The sequence below is a fragment of the Clostridium beijerinckii genome (assembly GCF_008705175.1).
Classification (GTDB): domain Bacteria; phylum Bacillota; class Clostridia; order Clostridiales; family Clostridiaceae; genus Clostridium; species Clostridium beijerinckii.
In genome coordinates, this window is the sequence record NZ_CP043998.1 from 5,072,178 (window position 1) to 5,091,292 (window position 19,115).

Annotated in this window: 13 protein-coding genes; 2 read left to right on the forward strand and 11 right to left on the reverse strand. The window is 31.0% G+C overall.

Annotated elements, in window-relative coordinates; all coding sequences use genetic code 11:
- Window positions 1-38 precede the first annotated feature (38 nt).
- Complete coding sequence (locus F3K33_RS22770; RefSeq protein ID WP_039772009.1) at window positions 39-1,331, reverse strand: ABC transporter substrate-binding protein; 1,293 nt, start codon at window positions 1,329-1,331, stop codon at window positions 39-41.
- Between the two features lie 450 nt (window positions 1,332-1,781).
- On the opposite strand from F3K33_RS22770, the gene F3K33_RS22775 reads away from it, so the two are divergent.
- Window positions 1,782-2,642: an AraC family transcriptional regulator gene (locus F3K33_RS22775; protein ID WP_023973618.1), complete on the forward strand. Its 861-nt coding sequence runs from the start codon at window positions 1,782-1,784 to the stop codon at window positions 2,640-2,642.
- A 203-nt stretch (window positions 2,643-2,845) separates the two neighbouring features.
- On the opposite strand, the gene F3K33_RS22780 is transcribed toward F3K33_RS22775, so the two are convergent.
- The 10 genes from F3K33_RS22780 to F3K33_RS22825 form a co-directional block, all read right to left on the reverse strand.
- Window positions 2,846-3,679, reverse strand: coding sequence for a DegV family protein (locus F3K33_RS22780; RefSeq protein ID WP_039772010.1), 834 nt, complete (start codon window positions 3,677-3,679; stop codon window positions 2,846-2,848).
- Window positions 3,680-4,163: 484 nt separating this feature from the next.
- Window positions 4,164-5,360, reverse strand: a complete 1,197-nt coding sequence (gene mmsB, locus F3K33_RS22785; RefSeq protein ID WP_023973620.1) for a multiple monosaccharide ABC transporter permease — start codon at window positions 5,358-5,360, stop codon at window positions 4,164-4,166.
- A gap of 12 nt (window positions 5,361-5,372) precedes the next feature.
- Window positions 5,373-6,908, reverse strand: a complete 1,536-nt coding sequence (gene mmsA / locus F3K33_RS22790; protein ID WP_012060605.1) for a multiple monosaccharide ABC transporter ATP-binding protein — start codon at window positions 6,906-6,908, stop codon at window positions 5,373-5,375.
- A 70-nt stretch (window positions 6,909-6,978) separates the two neighbouring features.
- The gene (chvE, locus tag F3K33_RS22795; protein WP_023973621.1) at window positions 6,979-8,118 is read right to left on the reverse strand and encodes a multiple monosaccharide ABC transporter substrate-binding protein; all 1,140 of its coding nucleotides are present in this window, start codon (window positions 8,116-8,118) and stop codon (window positions 6,979-6,981) included.
- A gap of 207 nt (window positions 8,119-8,325) precedes the next feature.
- On the reverse strand, window positions 8,326-8,598 hold the full coding sequence (locus tag F3K33_RS22800; protein ID WP_012060607.1) for a hypothetical protein: 273 nt from the start codon (window positions 8,596-8,598) through the stop codon (window positions 8,326-8,328).
- A 660-nt stretch (window positions 8,599-9,258) separates the two neighbouring features.
- Complete coding sequence (locus F3K33_RS22805) at window positions 9,259-10,866, reverse strand: xylulokinase (protein ID WP_039772011.1); 1,608 nt, start codon at window positions 10,864-10,866, stop codon at window positions 9,259-9,261.
- A gap of 606 nt (window positions 10,867-11,472) precedes the next feature.
- Window positions 11,473-13,464 carry a transketolase gene (tkt, locus tag F3K33_RS22810; RefSeq protein ID WP_154861604.1) on the reverse strand — a complete coding sequence of 664 codons (1,992 nt, stop codon included), beginning with the start codon at window positions 13,462-13,464 and terminating at the stop codon, window positions 11,473-11,475.
- Window positions 13,465-14,116: 652 nt separating this feature from the next.
- Window positions 14,117-14,764 carry a fructose-6-phosphate aldolase gene (gene fsa, locus F3K33_RS22815; RefSeq protein WP_023975892.1) on the reverse strand — a complete coding sequence of 216 codons (648 nt, stop codon included), beginning with the start codon at window positions 14,762-14,764 and terminating at the stop codon, window positions 14,117-14,119.
- A 238-nt stretch (window positions 14,765-15,002) separates the two neighbouring features.
- On the reverse strand, window positions 15,003-15,689 hold the full coding sequence (locus F3K33_RS22820) for an L-ribulose-5-phosphate 4-epimerase (protein WP_012060611.1): 687 nt from the start codon (window positions 15,687-15,689) through the stop codon (window positions 15,003-15,005).
- Between the two features lie 134 nt (window positions 15,690-15,823).
- On the reverse strand, window positions 15,824-16,897 hold the full coding sequence (locus F3K33_RS22825) for a GntR family transcriptional regulator (RefSeq protein ID WP_012060612.1): 1,074 nt from the start codon (window positions 16,895-16,897) through the stop codon (window positions 15,824-15,826).
- Between the two features lie 562 nt (window positions 16,898-17,459).
- On the opposite strand from F3K33_RS22825, the gene araA reads away from it, so the two are divergent.
- Entirely contained in the window at window positions 17,460-18,929 is a 1,470-nt protein-coding gene (gene araA / locus F3K33_RS22830; RefSeq protein WP_017211105.1) for an L-arabinose isomerase, read from the forward strand.
- The last annotated feature ends 186 nt before the right edge of the window (window positions 18,930-19,115 follow it).

Genomic DNA, 19,115 nt, shown 5'->3' on the forward strand with positions numbered 1-19,115 from the left:
CGGCAACATACTTGCTGCCGTAATCATAAATAATTATTTTATTTTTCCTCTTTTAATGCATCATTCATCATTTTAGCAGTATCTTTACAAGCATCTTCTACTGTCTTTTCTCCAGTAAATGCACCTTTTAACATTTCATATGCCTTATCTTCCCATTTTGCAGTTGTATTAGAATATGGTCGTATTTGTGCATATTTAACCATATCAACAAAGCATTTTATATTAAATGTTTTGTTTGAATTTATCCATGCATCAGCTGTACCATTATAAGCAGAAATTGCAACTCCAAGTTCAGCTTGCTTTGTCTGTCCATCTTTTGAGCTTAAATATTGAACCCATTTCCAAGCCTCTTCTGGATGCTTTGTATTAGCTGAAATTGCATTTCCAAGTCCATTGAAGATACTAGCTCTCTTTCCATCATTTGCTGAAGGTAATACTGTAACATTAAAATTCTTAGTCATATAGTCATTTGCTGCAAATCCACTTAAATTCCAAGAACCAAAAAACCCCATTGCACATAGTCCATTTTGTAGTGTCTCTGCACGTGCTGCATCATCAAAAATTTTAGGTGACAATCCTTCACTAACAAATCTCACATAATATTTCATTGCTTCTATTGTCTTAGGGTTATCATATCCTGATACTTTATCATCAGTTATGATTGTTCCGCCATTTTGATATACAAAATTATAATATCCTTCTTGATTGTGTAAAGGTGCTAGGAATCCATATTGCTTTCCATCACCTGTTGTTAATTTTTTTGCTGCTTCGTATAGCTTATCCCAGTTCCATGTTTCATCAGGGTATGAAATACCAGCTTTATCAAACATTGTTTTGTTATACCAAAGACCTATAGTATCATAATCCTTTGGAATAGCGTATTGTTTATTATTCAAATTATATATCTTCACCAACCCTTCTGGATAATTAGATAATTTCACATCATCACTTTTGTTAATTTTATCTGTTAAATCCATAAGCATTCCATTTGATGCATACCTATAAATTTCGTTTGAATGCATCCAAAAGGTATCTGGCAGAGATCCTCCTGTAGCTGCCGCCTCTAACATTGTCCAATAATCGCTCCAACCCGTTACTTGTATATCAATTTTTATCCCTGGATTTTTTCCCTCAAATTCATCTGCCATTTTCCTAAGACCTTTTTCCTGATTAGAATCCCAAATTCCATAAGTAATGTGTACATCTCCCCCACTAGATCCCTTAGCTGTGTCTTGTCCACCAGTTGCTGCAGAATTTGAACTACCACACCCAGCAAGTCCTGTAACAGCCATCATACTAGCTAAGATTAAAGAAACAATTTTCTTTTTCATTAAATTTCCCTCCTATTTTTGTACATATTCGATTTTATAAACAAATATATTTTTAATATGTAGTTTGCAACACTAATATTAAAATCACATTCATCATTTTAATTTGTTCAAATTATAAGCAAATATATATATTATTATCGTTAAAAGGATTTAAGTAAAGCTTTTCAAAAATTGGCTAAAAACGAATTATATAGAATTTCTATATAATTTTGTTGTTTTACACATCAGGTGCTATTACTGCAGTATAAAGCGTTCTTTGGACTTTATTCACTTTCTATAATTAAATATTATCATTAAAAAATTCCGGAATACATAGAATAAACAAGCTAATAATATATACTTTTGCTATATTACTTAGTTATTGTTCAACTATAAACGCAAAAGTATATATTTTATGTTATAATGGAAGAAAATTTATCCATTTAACGTTTTCAAAAGGAGGTATACCATTTGGCCGATTTTAAAAGTTATATTTTTAATAACATAAATTATGTAGATATTATACTTTATCAATTTGGCTCAGAACGTTGTGATCCCCTACATTCATTTGGCCCCACGGTTAAAAATCATTTTCTTTTCCATTATGTTTTATCTGGAAAAGGAAGACTCTACTCATTTAATAAAGGAACACAAAATGACTCCTCCATTTATACTATAAAAGCGGGTGAAGGTTTCTTATTAACCCCAAATATAATTAACACTTATGAGGCTGATAAAGATGATCCCTGGAATTATGTTTGGGTAGAATTTGAAGGCTTAAAAGCCCAACGATATCTTGAAGAAATAGGTCTATCAAGCAAAAATCCAATTTTTACACCTAAAGAATATAATAATGATGATAATTCTATAAAGGACAATCTAATGTTTTTATTAAATAACCCAAGTGCTCCTGATTCAGCTATTTTAGGTCATCTTTATTTATTCTTCTATGCTCTACTAGAAAATTCAAGTTTTAATAACACCAAAAGTGCTAGTAATCTTCAAGAATTTTATGTAAGAGAAGCTATAAATTACATTGAAAAGAATTATAACAATAATATTTCTGTTGAAAATATTGCAAAATGGTGTAACTTAGATAGAAGTTACTTTGGTAAAATATTCAAAAACTCTATGAAAACTACTCCTCAGGAGTTTTTAATTAAGTATAGGTTATCTAAAGCATGCGAAATGTTGAAGGATAATAATATATCTATTAGAGAAATTTCTGAACTAACTGGATATCCAAATCAGTTTCACTTTTCTAGATCCTTCAAAGAATTCTATAATATATCTCCTAGGCAATGGAGAAATCAAAATAAAACTAAGTTATAACTTCTTCTATATTCAAAAAATAAGCAAGCTTTACATTAACTATATTAACTAATGCAAAGCTTGCTTTATATTTCTTATTTTATTAAATATTTTCTTAGGATTATCTACTGATATCATTCATCTAAATATTTTATGTAATGACATTCTCATAAATCAAAATAGCTAACTGTGAAATTATATAATTAATATTTTATAATTTAGCGTTAGTAGCAAATTACAATCCCACCATCATCAGCATAAACAGTACTTAATCCGCTTCCTTCAAAAATTATTATATCTTCAAAGTTATATTTGTTTTTTATTTCTTCCTTAAGCTTTTCTGCTTTTTCTCTTGCATTTATATGCCCTATTCCTAGAACCTTATTTTTAAAATCGCTGCCTTCTTCACCTATTAGGTCTATTAGTCTATTAAATGCCTTTTTCTTCCCTCTTACTTGCTCTTTTAGCACAATTTTTCCATCGTTAGCAGTCATAATTGGAGTAACTTGCAGAAGTGATCCCATTAAAGCTTTTGCACTGCTTATCCTACCATTCTTAACTAGGTTGTCCAATTTATCTAAAACAAATAATGTCTTCATATTTTCTATGTATTCAGTAACTTGCTCTACAATCTGAGAATTATGTGCTTTTTCTTCAATTAACTTTTTTATTTTTAAAACAACTAGATCAGCTCCAGATACTGCTGTCTTACAATCGAATACATGAACGAAACTTTCTGGAAACTCTTCTTGAAACATTTCCTTTGCCAATACAGCACTATTATGTGATCCACTTAATTTACCAGAAATGGTTACAACAAAATTATTTTTACACTTTTTTAAAGCTTCTAGAAAATCATGTGGCGATGGGCATGCTGTTTTAATTTTGTTTTTGCTGCTTTTCATTTTTTCAAGTAGATCATTTATATTTACATTCTTATCAACGATTTCTTCATCATCAATAATAATTTTAAATGGAATTCTTTCCATATACTCTTCATTTCCAAAAACTTCATTATTAAAATCAACACAACTGTCTACTATTATTCTAGTATTCATTTTATTCCTCCATCTTTTTCATTTGTAGTTCTAATACTTTATCTATCAACTCATTTAATTAATAACGCTTGCCTAAATTAATATATAATTGTCCACTAAATTATATATTAATTTTACTATTATTAGTAGTTATTTTTTTCTTAACATATATATTGAAAAAGTAATCCTTCATTATAATTCTAAAAATATCACAAGAATTTTAGCCGCAATTGTGAATCGTTGAAATGTGAATTGTGAATTTCAACACATATACATATCTAAAAATAAAGTATTATAAGTAGTACTATTTAATACTTACTCTTAACGATATATCTTTCAAATTATACGTAATAGTAAAAGGCAAGTTCTGCACTATATATAAAATATTTAGTGAAAAACTTGCCTTAACCTCATACATTTTCTTTTCCTTAATTTATTTAACACATTTTATTAACAGACTATGTTTTAAAGTTTGAAGAAACCATTTATTATATTGCTGCTATATTTATTTCTTTTTCTTTGAATATAAGTCGAATACTACAGCGAATAATAATACAAATCCTTTGATAGCTTGTTGCCAGTTATTATCAACTCCCATTAAAGACATACCATTATTAAGTACTCCCATTACAAGTCCACCAACAACTGCTCCTAAAATTCTTCCAGTACCACCTGCTGTAGATGCACCACCTATATAGCAAGCTGCTAAAGCATCTAATTCGAAGTTAACACCTGCTTTAGGTTGTGCTGAGTTAACACGTGCTGCATAAGCGAGTCCTGCTAATGCTGCCATCAATCCCATATTTACAAATACTAAGAATGTAATCTTATCAACGTTTACACCTGATAAAGCTGCTGCTTTTTTATTACCACCAACTGCATATACTTGTCTACCAAATACTGTTTTAGTAGTAATGAATGAGTAAATTGCTATTAATACTCCTGCTATTATTAATATATTTGGTATACCTTTATAAGATGCTAATACAAAGCTTCCACCCATAATTACTACAACTGATATTATATTTTTAGCAAGGAACATTGAATTATGATCAACATTGAAATTATATTTTTGAAGTTTCTTTCTTCCTTTTATATTATTAAACACCATGATTGCTGATAGTATAACACCTATAATCATTGCTGATCCTACTAAGTAAATATCACCCATTTTAAAGTAGAATAGTGGAGGTATGAATCCAGATCCTAAGTTCGCAAATTCATTTGGGAATGGAGCTATTGTCTTACCATTTAATATTATCATTGAGAATCCTCTAAAGATTAATTGTCCCGCTAATGTTACAACAAATCCTGGAATTGCTTTATACGAAATCCAATATCCTTGTACAGCTCCAACAGCTGCACCTATTAAAAGTGATAGAACAACAGATACTACCGGATTCATTCCTTTATTAACCATAAGAACACCGGCTATTGCTCCAACAAAGGCACACACTGAACCAACCGCAAGATCGACCGTACCTACAATAACTACTAAAAGCATTCCAACTGCAAGAATAAGTACGTAACCATTTTGCTGAATTAAATTTGTTATGTTAAGTGATTTTAACATAACTCCCTTAGTTAAAATCGAGAATATAACTACTACCACCAATAATGCAACTAGCATACCATTGTCTTTCATAAATTTATTAAATGTATTTTTTGCAACTTTTTTTTCTTCAACTCTTGCTTCACTCATTTTACTACCTCCCTATTTTGATGCAACAATTTTACTCATGATAACTTCTTGAGTAGCATCTTTCTTATCTAATTCTCCAATAATCTTTCCTTCGTTCATGACATAGATTCTGTCACTTAATCCAAGGACTTCAGGTAATTCGGATGAAATTACAATAACTGCTTTTCCTTGAGCTACCAAATCATTTATAATTGTATATATTTCGTATTTTGCTCCAACGTCAATTCCCCTAGTAGGTTCATCAAGAATTAGTAAGTCTGGCTCTGCATAAACCCATCTTGAAAGTACTACTTTTTGTTGATTTCCACCACTTAAGTTTCCTGTAATTTGTAATATACTTGGGGTTTTGATTTTCATTGATTTTCTAAATTCTTCTGCAGCTAAAATTTCAACTTGTTCATTTATAACACCATTATTTGAAATTTTGCCTAATGATGCTATTGAAATGTTGTGACGAATATCATCAATTAGGTTTAAACCTGCTTCTTTTCTATCTTCAGTTACATAAGCAATACCTGCATTAATTGCATCTTTAACTGTCTTAATATGAATTTCTTTACCTTCTTTTAAAATGCTACCAGAAATCTTTTGTCCATATGTTCTACCAAAAATGCTCATTGCAAGTTCAGTTCTTCCAGCACCCATAAGCCCTGCAATTCCAAGTACTTCGCCTTTTCTAACTTTTATATTTACATTATCAACCATTTTTCTATCCGGATAATCTGGATGATATACATTCCAATCCTTTATTTCAAACATCACATCTCCAATTTTAGGAGTTCTTTTTGGATAACGGTCTGTAAGTTCACGACCAACCATCCCTTTAACAATTCTATCCTCTGAGATTTGCCCTCCAGAGGCATCTAATGTTTCAATACTAGCTCCATCACGTAGTACTGTTATAGAGTCACATACTCTTGAAACCTCATTTAACTTATGTGAAATTAAAATACATGTAATTCCTTGTGATTTTAACTCTAACATTAATTTTAATAAATTTTCACTGTCATCTTCATTTAATGATGCAGTCGGTTCATCTAGAATTAATAATTTTACGTTCTTTGATAATGCCTTTGCAATTTCAATTAATTGTTGTTTACCAACACCAAGTGTGTTAACTATTGTATCTGGGTCTTCATCTAATCCGACCTTTTTAAGTAATTCTTTAGTTCTAATTCTTACCTCTTGCCAGTCTATAACTCCATGACTTGCAATTTCGTTTCCTATAAATATATTTTCTCCTATACTAAGATGTGGACTCAAAGCTAATTCTTGATGTATAATAACTATTCCATCTGCCTCACTGTCTTTTATGCCTTTATATTTACATGCCTTTCCATTATATAGAATTGCACCTTCGTATGATCCGTGAGGATATATTCCACTTAATACCTTCATTAAAGTTGATTTACCTGCTCCATTTTCTCCACAAAGAGAATGAATTTCTCCTGATTGCACTCTTAAATTAACATTATCTAGTGCTTTTACACCAGGAAATGTCTTAGTTATATTTATCATTTCAAGAATAATATCATTGTCTTTTAACATACGTCACGCCCCTCCTTATTTGAATGATAGTGGAACAAAGTTGTCCGCACTATCATTACTGCTGTTAATCTTATTTAGAAAGATCTGCTTCTTTTAAATATCCTGAATCAATTAGAACTTCTTTGTAGTTTGTTTTATCTACAGATACAGGTTGACATAAGTAAGATGGTACAACTTTTACTCCATTGTTGTAAGTCTTCTCATCATTAACTTCAGCTTTTTGACCTTTAATAGCTGCATCGATTGTTTTAACAGCTTGAGCTGATAATTTTCTTGTATCTTTGAATATTGTTGATGTTTGCTCTCCTGCAATTATAGATTTAATTGAAGCTGTTTCTGCATCTTGCCCTGTAATTACTGGCCATGGAAGATCCCCTGAACCATATCCAACACTTCTTAACGCTTCTACAACACCACGGCTTATACCATCATAAGGAGATAATACAGCATCAACTTTTTTACCACCTGAGTAGTTAGCAGTTAATATATTTTCCATTCTTGATTGTGCTAAAGCTCCATCCCATCTTAATGTACAGATTTCATCAAATTTAGTTTGACCTGAAACTACAGTTAATTTCTTAGAATCTATATATGGTTGAAGTACTTCCATTGCACCTTCAAAGAACATATGAGCATTATTATCATCTGGAGACCCAGCAAATAATTCTATGTTAAATGATTTTTGTGCATTTTTTAAATCTAATTTTTTTTCTATATATTGACCCATTTGGTTTCCTACAAGTTTATTATCAAAAGAAATGTAATAGTCTACATTTGCAGTATTTTTAATTAAACGGTCATAAGCTATAACAGGAATTCCTGCATCTTTAGCCTTTTGACAAACATCAGTTAAAGATTCACCATCGATATTTGCAATTACTAAGCCACTAACACCTTTTGTAATTAAGTTTTCTGCTTGTGATACTTGAGTTTCTACAACATCTTCAGCATATTGAAGATCTGTATTATAGCCAAGATCTTTTAACTGTTTTACCATGTCATTTCCATCATTTATCCAACGTTCAGAAGATTTAGTTGGCATTAAAATACCTATTGTTTTTCCGCTTCCTGATCCCCCGTCAGTTTTTCCCTGTGACTCTGTTTTAGAATTATCTGCATCTGAGTTTGGAGCACTAGTTGTTACACTACATCCACCGATAGAACCTAGTAATGCCATTGATAATAACATAGCCATTAATTTTTTCTTCATAATATTTTCTCCCTTCAACTTCCCATATAATAAATTATAAATTTATATTTTCTTTTAATCTGCTTAATAGTTATCATTTCTGATAAATTAAAGTGGACTAAAAGTTAATATTCTAAATTATTAAAACAATATAATTTTTTTAATACACTTATAACCAAAAATTAAACTTTATCAATACGTTTTCATCAAATTCAGACATGTTCTTATTTATTTTGACATATTATAAGTTAACTCAAGAATAACTAATATAGCCATAGCATTAGCATATTTACTACTAATATTGAATTTATACTCTGGATTCTTTCTCTTATAAATCATTGGTATTCCTACTCCAAGCAAAATGGCTAATCCAAATATAGCTAGTACACCAAAAGAAGAAGTAATTATTCCTGAATCGATAGAAATAAAATATAGTAATAAGCCAGGAGCTACTAGATAGTATAATAATTTGTTACATAAAGTAATGTGCTTTTCGTTCATAAAATTCCTCCCCTATCCTAGTAAATATTATTGTTTAATGTTTGATTGATATTATTCATATAATTTGAATATATATCATGGAAAATACATTTTCCTATATATGCTCTATGATATATATCTTGTAAGTACATCAATATTCTTCTTTATTATCATAACAAAAATTTACATTAACATTTATTTATATATGTATCCTGCTTGTACAAATTGAGAATAGCCTATCTTGTCACTTCTATCTGATACACATACTCTAACTCTTAATGTGTTATAATTTTAGAAGAAGTACTTGTTAATATGTTGTACGTACTTCATGTATTTATTATATATCGTTTTCATCACTATAGCAATAGTTTTTTTTATATTGTATGTACAATTTTATTATATTTCTTTATCAATGTGCATACATCTAGGATTCGTTACAATAAAATGTTCAATTTTAACTTGTTAAACTAGAAATCAGAGCATACTAAAGTATATATAAGCTGATTCTTAGCCGCTTCAATGATATTTTTACAATTTTTATGAATCGAAATATCTATAATTGAGGTGAGTTATAATATAAACATAAATTATATATTGTTTATCTATTCCTTTATTATTTATAGATAATAGATAATAAGGTTGAATCCTTTTTATTGAATTCAACCTTATTAATCATACTTTCTATTTAAGGCTATCTATCGCTGTTCTTTCAATAGCAAGCCCACTAGTGTAGCGTTTTATAAATTCATTAAATCCTTCAACATCTTTAGAATCTGGATCTATTTTTGTACCCATTTGTCCTGCAAACACTTTATTTGTAAGATAATCGTCTAATGTCTCATTTTCATCTTTATTTATCATATAAGATGCAAGTACTGCAATTCCCCACGCTCCGCCTTCGGCAGCAGTTTCCATCACAGAAACTGGTGCATCTATAGCTGCTGCCATTATCTTTTGTCCTACACCTTTAGTCTTAAATAAACCGCCATGTCCTAACATTTCATCGACCTTAACACCTTCCTCTTTAAGAAGAAGGTCTAAACCAGTTTTTAGTGCTCCTAATGATGTAAATAAATGTACACGCATAAAGTTAGCTAGATTGAATTTACTCTCTGCTGAGCGTACAAATAGTGGGCGTCCTTCTTCAAAACCAGTTATATGCTCACCTGAGAAGTAATTATAAGCTAATAATCCGCCACAATCCGAATCCCCTTCAAGTGCCTTATTATATAGAGTTGCAAATAACTTATTCATATCAACTTCTACACCAAATGCCTCTGCAAATTCTTTAAATAATCCAACCCAAGCATTGAGATCCGAAGTACAGTTATTACAGTGAACCATAGCTACTAAATTACCAGTAGGAGTTGTAACTAAGTCTATTTCTTCATATGCTTTTGATAATTCTTTTTCAAGTACGATCATCGCAAAAACAGATGTTCCTGCTGATACATTACCTGTACGCTTTGCAATACTGTTAGTTGCAACCATTCCTGTTCCTGCGTCACCCTCTGGAGGGCAGAATGGAATACCTGCTTTTAATTGTCCTGTAACATCTAAAAGCTTTGCACCTTCTTCAGTAAGTACACCTGCATTTTCTCCAGCTAACAATACCTTTGGTAAAATATCTCCAAGTTTCCATGAAAAATTCTTAGGAGCTACTAACTCATCAAATTGATCAATCATACGTGCATTATAATTCTTTGTATCTATATCAATAGGGAACATTCCAGATGCCTCTCCAACACCTATAACTTTTTCACCTGTTAATTTCCAATGAATATATCCTTCTAAAGTTGTTTGGAAATCTATATCAGCCACATGTTCTTCACCGTTTAATATTGCTTGGTAAAGATGAGCAATACTCCATCTTTGAGGGATATGGTAGTTAAATAATTTTGTTAATTCTTCTGAGGCTTTTTCAGTAATAGTGTTACGCCATGTACGGAACGGCACCAAAAGATCTCCCTCTTTATTAAAAACCATATATCCATGCATCATAGCACTGAATCCAATTGCGCCTATTGTTTCAATAGTAACTCCATATTTTTCTTTGACATCTTCAGCCATCTTCTTATAACTATCTTGAACGCCAGTCCAGATATCATCTAAACCATAAGTCCAAATATTATTAACATATTTATTTTCCCAATCATGGCTCCCTGAAGCTATTGGAGTATTATTTTCATCTATTAAAACTGCTTTAATTCTAGTTGAACCTAGTTCAATACCAAGCACTGTCTTACCATTAATAATGGCATTTTTTATATTACTCATCTCTAATCCCATAAAAACCTCCACTACGTGTAATTTTTTTAAATCGTTTACTTATTATGTGATAAATTTATATTATTATTATAGTTAAATTAAATAAATCTTAATTTTAAAATAATTTCTAATCTCTTCTGAATATCATTCCATTGTAATATTACTAAACCTAATACAAAATAACTCTTATAATCACCTAATGTCCAGCCCTCATACCGTTACCGTCCCCAGCTCAATGTAAGATCGGAATGCAATAATGACTAGACATTAGATAAATAATTTTATTAAATTCTAAAACTGCTTTATTGTCATATTAATTTATATACATTTATTAAAAATCTATAAATATATTTCTAACCAATAATTTATTATTGTAATTACATAATTTCACACTAATCTTTTCACACATCTTCATACATATCTTTTAATAATTTTAACTTTTATAATAATGAATAGATTGGTTTTAATATATTTATAGATTAATTAATTTACACACTTTTAATCCAAATCTTTTTATATATGTTTAGCTATATTTATTAATATTTTAAGGTTAAATCTATTTTTCTAAAGTTTTACTATAATCACTAAATTTCCTCTACTATATCGTAGATTTGATTACTTTAATATCTATTTCTTTGCTACATTAATAGCCTTTTCAACAACATTTTCTACAGTGAATCCAAATTTCTCGAATAGGATTTCTGCTTTACCTGATGCTCCAAAGGTATCTAAAGAAATAACTTCTCCATCAAGACCTACATATTTGTGCCATCCAAAGCTTGTTAATGCTTCTACTGCAACTCTAGCACGAACTTTATTTGGCATAACTGATTCTTTATAGGCTTCATCTTGAGCATCAAATAATTCAAATGATGGCATACTGATAACTCTTGCATCTATACCCTTAGCTTCTAATTCAGCTGCTGCTTTGTAGATTAATTCTACTTCTGACCCTGATGCCATTAGAAGTACATCTGGAGTTTCTTTCTTAGAATCTTTTAAGATATATCCACCCTTTAATGCTCTCTTAGGACATCCATCATATAGTGGTAACTTTTGTCTTGTTAATACTAATGATGTTGGAGTAGTTCCATTAGTCACAGCGTAATACCAAGCTGCTGCAGTTTCTTTTGAATCTGCTGGTCTAAATACTGTCATGTTTGGCATACTTCTAAGAGCTGCTAATTGTTCTATTGGTTCATGAGTTGGTCCATCTTCCCCTACTCCAATACTATCATGTGTTAATACATAAGCTACTGGAAGATTCATAAGAGCTGATAATCTCATAGCACCCTTCATGTAATCACTGAATACAAAGAATGTTGCACAGAATACTTTAAGTCCTCCATGAGCATACATTCCGTTAGCGATAGCTGCCATAGCATGTTCTCTAACCCCAAAGTGAAGGTTTGATCCGCTTCTATCTTCTGCTGAGAAATCTCCTCTATCGTTCATATGAGTTTTGTTAGATGGAGCTAAATCTGCTGATCCTCCAATGAAGTTTGGAATTAGTTTAGCTAATCTATTTATCATTATTCCTGAAGACTCTCTTGTAGCCATTTCTTTATCAAAGCTCCAAAGTTCTTCGTTGTTTAATAAAGCTTCTTTATCAAGTTCTCCACTCATCCATTTAGTATATTCTGCTGCAAGTTCTGGATAAGCTTTTGCATATGCTTTGAATAGCTCATTCCAAGCTTCTTCAGTCTTTTCACCTTTTGCTATGTGTTCATTCATATTTGTGTACACTTCGTCTGGTACGTAGAATGCAGGCTCTGTCTTCCATCCTAAGTTTTCCTTCATAGCAATTACATTTTCAGCCCCTAAAGGTTCACCATGTGCTGAAGCTTTTCCTTGTTTTGCTGGACATCCAAAACCAATTTGATTTTTAACTATTATAATAGAAGGTTTTGTTGTTTCTGCTTTAGCTGCTTCTATTGCTTTTTCTATTGTATCTATATCATTTCCATCTGCTACATTTAGTACTTGCCATCCATAAGCTTCGTATCTCTTAGCTACATCTTCTCTAAATGCTATGTCTGTATTTCCTTCAATTGAAATATTATTTGAATCATATAATACAACTAATTTTCCAAGACCTAAAGTTCCAGCAAGAGATGATGCTTCTCCTGAGATACCTTCCATAAGGCATCCGTCTCCAACTATAGCATATGTATAGTGATCAACTACGCTATAATCTGGTTTATTGAATTTTTCTGCAAGATGTGCTTCTGCTATAGCAAACCCTACTGCATTACAAATACCTTGTCCAAGTGGTCCTGTTGTTATTTCAACACCTTTTGTATGACCAAACTCTGGATGTCCTGGTGTTAAACTTCCGAATTGTCTAAAGTTTTTAATATCTTCAACTGTAAGTCCATATCCAAATAAATGTAGCAATGAATATTCAAGCATTGAACCATGTCCTGCTGATAATACAAATCTATCTCTGTTATCCCATTCAGGGTTCTTTCCATTATGATTCATCTTTGTCCATAATGTATAAGCCATTGTAGCTGATCCAAGCGGTAAACCTGGATGTCCTGATTTTGATTTTTCAATAGCATCTGCTGATAATACTCTTATTGCATTAATAGATAATTTATCTAATTCTCTACTCATCTTTATCCTCATTTCATAGACATATTTTTTTATAAATTCTTAGTTGTGCTAATTAAGTCCCATGCTGCGCTTCGAATTCATTTCAAACCTGAAATAATCTTAGCTATCCTTCATTATCTTTTCAAAAGGTTCCTATTTTACCACACCTTTTGAAGTTGTTTTATGTTTTCATTTATAAATTCTTAAATTCCTATATTCTTAAATTCTTTCATTCTTATATTCTTATATTCTTAAGAATATATATTTTTATCTCTGTCATTTGGAACATGAATAAATCATAAATGATGGTCATGCTTTTGTGGAAACATTATATCAAAATATTTATCCATAAACATTTACACTTTCCTAATTTCAGAATCTAGCCATTATATCTATAAATTACTCTTGTATTTTTAAAATGTATCCCATAGATATTACTCTTTATATTATTACTATACTTTGAAAAATATCTATGCTAGAAGTAAGGAACATGTTTTGTGAAGTGTTTCATTAGAAATTTTGACGGTTGTGCTTCTTGGTTATAAGTTGTTCCAAAACGCTTGTTCAAAACTTGTTTTTGAGACTAGCATTTTGGGTACAACTTGTAATCTTAGAAGCACCCGTTAAAATTTCTTAGAAACCGGAACAAAAGCTTGTTCCTTACTTCGGCAATTTATTTTCCAAATGCTGCTGCCCAGTCTGCTTTGAATCTTTCTAATCCTTGATCTGTTAATGGGTGTTTTAACATTTGCATTACTAAACTATAAGGTACTGTTGATATATCTGCGCCTGCTTTTGCTGCTTCTATTACATGAATTGGATTTCTTACGCTTGCTGCTATTATTTCTGTTTCTATTCCATGAACTGCAAATATTTCTGCTATATCTCTAACTAAATCCATACCTATCATTGAGATGTCATCTACTCTTCCAAGGAATGGGCTTACATATGTTGCTCCTGCATTTGCTGCAAGTAAGCTCTGAGTTGCTGAGAATATTAATGTTACATTTGTTTTAATTCCTTCACTTGCTAATACTTTAGTTGCCTTTAATCCTTCAGCTGTCATTGGAATCTTTACTATCATATTCTTATGAATTGCTGCAATTTCTCTTCCTTCTTTTATCATTCCTTCAGCATCTTCACTTACAACTTCTCCACTTATTGGTCCATCAACTATTTCTGTAATTTCTTTTATTACTTCATTGAAGTCTCTTCCTTCTTTTGCTATTAATGATGGATTTGTTGTTACACCACATATTACTCCCATTTCATTTGCTTCTTTAATGTGTTCTACATTTGCTGTGTCTAAAAAAAATCTCATTTCCCTAACATCTCCTCTTTATATATTTTGTTTGTTATTTAGCAACAAACTATTATTTGCATATTTACCTTCCATTTAATATTTATGTTTCATAATATTAAATTTAGACATTTTCTTTTTTAACTTCAATTTTATACGTCACTTTTTAATTCATACTTATTAAGGAGAATTTACAAAGGAGTTCCAATTGCTGATTAAAAATTCTCCTTAAAAATATGTTGGTTTATACTATGATATCTTATTGTCCATAATATGCATTCGCACCATGTTTTCTAAGATAATGTTTATCTAAAAGGTGCTGTTTGACACCCTTTACATCTTTGTTTAAAGTCATTGTCTTATATGCCATTTCAGCAACTTTATCTAATACTACTGCATTGTAAACTGCTGAATTAGCATCTTTTCCCCAAGCGAAAGGACCATGGTTTTTAACTACAATAGCTGGAACTTCTAATGGATTTTTATCTCCAATAGTTTCAACTATTACATTTCCTGTTTCTTTTTCATATTCTCCACTAATTTCTTCATCTGTTAGATCCCGAGTACAAGGAATATCCCCATAAAAATAATCTGCATGTGTTGTCCCAAAAGCTGGTATACTCATTCCTGCCTGAGCAAAAGTTGTTGCCCAATCTGAATGAGTATGAACAACGCCTCCAACACTCGGATAAGTTTTATACATAACTAAGTGAGTTGGAGTATCTGTTGAAGGTTTATACTTTCCTTCTACAACATTTCCTTCTAAGTCTACAACTACCATATCTTCTGCTTTCATAGTATCATAATCAACACCACTTGGTTTTATAACTACTAATCCAGTTTCTCTATCGATTTCACTAACATTTCCCCAAGTGTAGATTACAAGACCTTTTCTTTGAAGTTCCATATTAGCTTCATAAACTTTTTCCTTTAATTTCTCTAACATTTAAACACCCCTATCTGCTTGTTGTATGTATGTACGTACAAGCGTACATAAAAAAATAATATCTAATATATATCATTAAAGTTTATCTTTGCTCCAGTAACCCAAAATCAAGTCATCTAAAGCAAAGATAAAATTTAAACTCTAGAACAAGAATCTCTAACAATAAGTTCAGCACTGTATGTGTATTGAGGCTTATCTATTCTTCCCTCAATCATATCTATAATGCATTTGGCTGCTCTTATTCCCATTTCTTCTTTCGGATGCTTTATTGTTGTAAGTTTAACACCTGATGAAACTGCTAAACTAGAATCATCGAAACTTACTATTGATAAATCTTTTGGTATCTCTATATTTTCTTTTCTACAATTATCTATTACCTTCAAAGCAACCTTATCATTATAGCAAACAATTGCGGTTGGCTTTTCTTCAAGATTTAAAATCTTCTTTATAAACTGGTCTATATACATCTCTTGATTATCAGTTATATATTCTCCTACTATACTTTTGTTAAAACTCAAGTCATATTCGTTTAGGGCCTTTATGTAACCCCTTCTTCTCTTTTCACCTTGTAAATCATCTGCTTTAAATAATGCAGCTATGTTTCTATGACCAAGTTCTAATAAATAATTAGTAAGCTTGTACCCTCCCTGTTCATCATCTACTACAATATATGCAGAATTTTCTTCATCACAATTAGCATTTATTGCAATATATTTTATATTGTTCTTTTCTAACTTTTTAATGCTATCATGATGCAGGTTATTTATTGTACTTTGTGCTGGTTCAACTATTAGTCCTGATATATCTTGGTTTATGATATCCTCAAAACATCTTCTTTCATTCTCAATGTCGTTGTTACTATTAAATAATAATAAATTATATCCCTTACGTCTTAATTCTTCCTCTATACCTGATATAATTTTAGGAAAAATATAATCTGATATATAAGTTGTAAGAACAGCAACATTTTTTTTAACTTCATTAGTTTTTTTGTTAGAGTAAAAGCTTCCTTTTCCTCTTTCTTTATATATCCAGCCTTCTTGTACTAAATAAGTAAGAGCTTGTCTTACAGTGTGCCTACTTACATTAAATAAGTTGGCTATTTCATTTTCGGAAGGTAATTGGTCTCCTGCTGAAACCTTGTTTTCTTCTATTAGGCTGATATAGTAATTTTCTATTAATTCGTGCTTTGTTTCAGCTTCTTTCATCTTTTTCAACTACTTTCATCAAATAACTATGCAATAACTTCTTAAAATATAAATCGATTTCTTTAAAAGTATATTTCAAAAAGTTGTACGCACTTGATGATTTGATTATATCTCTATTCCCTATATATATCAATAGTTTTTTCTAAAATTTATTTAAACACAAAGGTTAACCATACATCATCTACTTTAATAATTTTTATCGTAATCTCAAATATAAATTTCACTGCAAGGCTGTCTTTACCTAATTTAAACCATAATAATGTCTATCTGGAAAGTTAATATTTTTTATTTTTTTCATTTTACATCTTGTATGTACAACATTATTGTATTATAATAAGCTTGTACATACATCAAAAACTTGTTTGTACTCATGAAAAGGTATACTAAATTTAGATAAGCATTTTTATTTATCCAATAGCTAGCATCCGTAGTACTCCATCTTCTTAAGTGAGAGATAACGGCCGCAAGCTCCTGGACTAGGTGCCCCTTAAGGGTATAAATTCAAGGTGGAGTTAAAATTCCACTTAAAAAGTTTCACTTTATATATTAGGAGGAATGTTAAATGTTAAAAGTAAAAAATTACGAATTTTGGTTTATTACAGGAAGTCAACATCTATATGGTCCTGAAGTAATAGAGCAAGTATCTGATAATTCAAAGATAATAGTTGATGAATTAAACAAAAAGGATTTACCTTATAAAATAGTCTTTAAAACAGTTGCTACTGATTCTCCTTCAATTAGAAAAGTATGCAACGATGCTAATAACGATGAAAACTGTGCTGGTATAATTACTTGGATGCATACATTCTCACCAGCTAAAATGTGGATTCATGGTTTAACTGAACTAAGAAAACCATTACTTCATCTCCATACTCAATTTAATAAAGAAATTCCTTGGGGAACAATTGATATGGACTTCATGAACTTAAACCAAGCAGCTCATGGAGATAGAGAATTTGGATATATTGGAGCTAGACTTGACATAGCTCGTAAAATAGTAGTTGGTCACTGGACAGATGCTTCTGTTTCTGCTGATATAGCTAAATGGATGGCTCCTGCTGTTGCATTTACTGAAGGACACAGTATTAAGGTTGCTCGTTTCGGAGATAACATGAGAAATGTAGCCGTTACTGATGGTGATAGAATAGAAGCTCAAATTAAATTTGGTTGGATAGTTGATTACTATGGAGTTGGTGACCTAGTTAAATCAATGGATACAGTTACAGAAGATCAAATAGATGAACTTATGGCTGAGTACTCTAAATTATATGATATAGATCCTAAAGCTTCTATAGACTCTATCCGTGAACAAGCTAAAATTGAAATTGGTTTAAGAACTTTCTTGGATGCAAGAGGATATACAGCTTTCACAACTAACTTCGAAGCACTTCACGGAATGAAACAGCTTCCAGGTCTTGCTGTTCAACATCTAATGGCTGAAGGTTATGGCTTTGGTGCTGAAGGAGATTGGAAGACTGCTGCACTTCTTAGAGCTATGAAAATCATGGCTGGTGGAAAAGGTACAGGATTGATGGAAGATTACACTTATAACATGGATTCAGAAAATGGATTGATTCTTGGTGCACACATGCTTGAAATATGTCCAACACTTGCTGCAACTAAGCCAGTTATTGAAGTACACCCACTTGGAATTGGAGGCAAAGAAGATCCAGCTCGTTTAGTATTTAAAGGTGCTTCTGGTCCAGCTGTTGCTGCTTCATTAATTGATATGGGTAACAGATTCCGTTTAATTGTTAATAGTGTTGATTGTGTTGAAGTAACTGAAGATATGCCTAACTTACCAGTAGCAAGCGTTCTTTGGAAACCACAACCATCATTAAAAGAAGGTGCTAAAGCATGGATTATGGCTGGTGGTGCTCACCATACTAGCTTCTCATTCTATGTTGATGAAGAACAATTATTAGATTGGGCTGATATGGTTGGAGTTGAATGTGTAGTAATTAATAATGACACTAAACTTTCAACATTCAAAAACGAACTAAAGTTTTCTAGTGCCGCTTGGAAATTCTGATTAATAGTGCTATAAATCTTATTTATATAAAAGTGGTAAATATTGATTGATGATTTTAGAATATATTTCATTAACCTTCCAGAAAGAAATAATAGACTCTCTACAATCCTAATATTTACCACTCCCCTTATTTGATAAAATATAAATAGGTAAAATCCGATATCCGGATTTTACCTATTTTCATTA

What these genes read in the sequence shown, in the direction of transcription:
- tkt (WP_154861604.1), bottom strand. Translation starts at nt 13,464, where the DNA reads ATGAGTAGAGAATTAGATAAATTATCTATTAATGCAATAAGAGTATTA.
- F3K33_RS22825 (WP_012060612.1), bottom strand. Translation starts at nt 16,897, where the DNA reads ATGAAAGAAGCTGAAACAAAGCACGAATTAATAGAAAATTACTATATC.
- F3K33_RS22800 (WP_012060607.1), bottom strand. Translation starts at nt 8,598, where the DNA reads ATGAACGAAAAGCACATTACTTTATGTAACAAATTATTATACTATCTA.
- araA (WP_017211105.1), top strand. Translation starts at nt 17,460, where the DNA reads ATGTTAAAAGTAAAAAATTACGAATTTTGGTTTATTACAGGAAGTCAA.
- fsa (WP_023975892.1), bottom strand. Translation starts at nt 14,764, where the DNA reads ATGAGATTTTTTTTAGACACAGCAAATGTAGAACACATTAAAGAAGCA.
- mmsB (WP_023973620.1), bottom strand. Translation starts at nt 5,360, where the DNA reads ATGAGTGAAGCAAGAGTTGAAGAAAAAAAAGTTGCAAAAAATACATTT.
- chvE (WP_023973621.1), bottom strand. Translation starts at nt 8,118, where the DNA reads ATGAAGAAAAAATTAATGGCTATGTTATTATCAATGGCATTACTAGGT.
- F3K33_RS22780 (WP_039772010.1), bottom strand. Translation starts at nt 3,679, where the DNA reads ATGAATACTAGAATAATAGTAGACAGTTGTGTTGATTTTAATAATGAA.
- F3K33_RS22770 (WP_039772009.1), bottom strand. Translation starts at nt 1,331, where the DNA reads ATGAAAAAGAAAATTGTTTCTTTAATCTTAGCTAGTATGATGGCTGTT.
- F3K33_RS22820 (WP_012060611.1), bottom strand. Translation starts at nt 15,689, where the DNA reads ATGTTAGAGAAATTAAAGGAAAAAGTTTATGAAGCTAATATGGAACTT.
- mmsA (WP_012060605.1), bottom strand. Translation starts at nt 6,908, where the DNA reads ATGTTAAAAGACAATGATATTATTCTTGAAATGATAAATATAACTAAG.
- F3K33_RS22805 (WP_039772011.1), bottom strand. Translation starts at nt 10,866, where the DNA reads ATGGGATTAGAGATGAGTAATATAAAAAATGCCATTATTAATGGTAAG.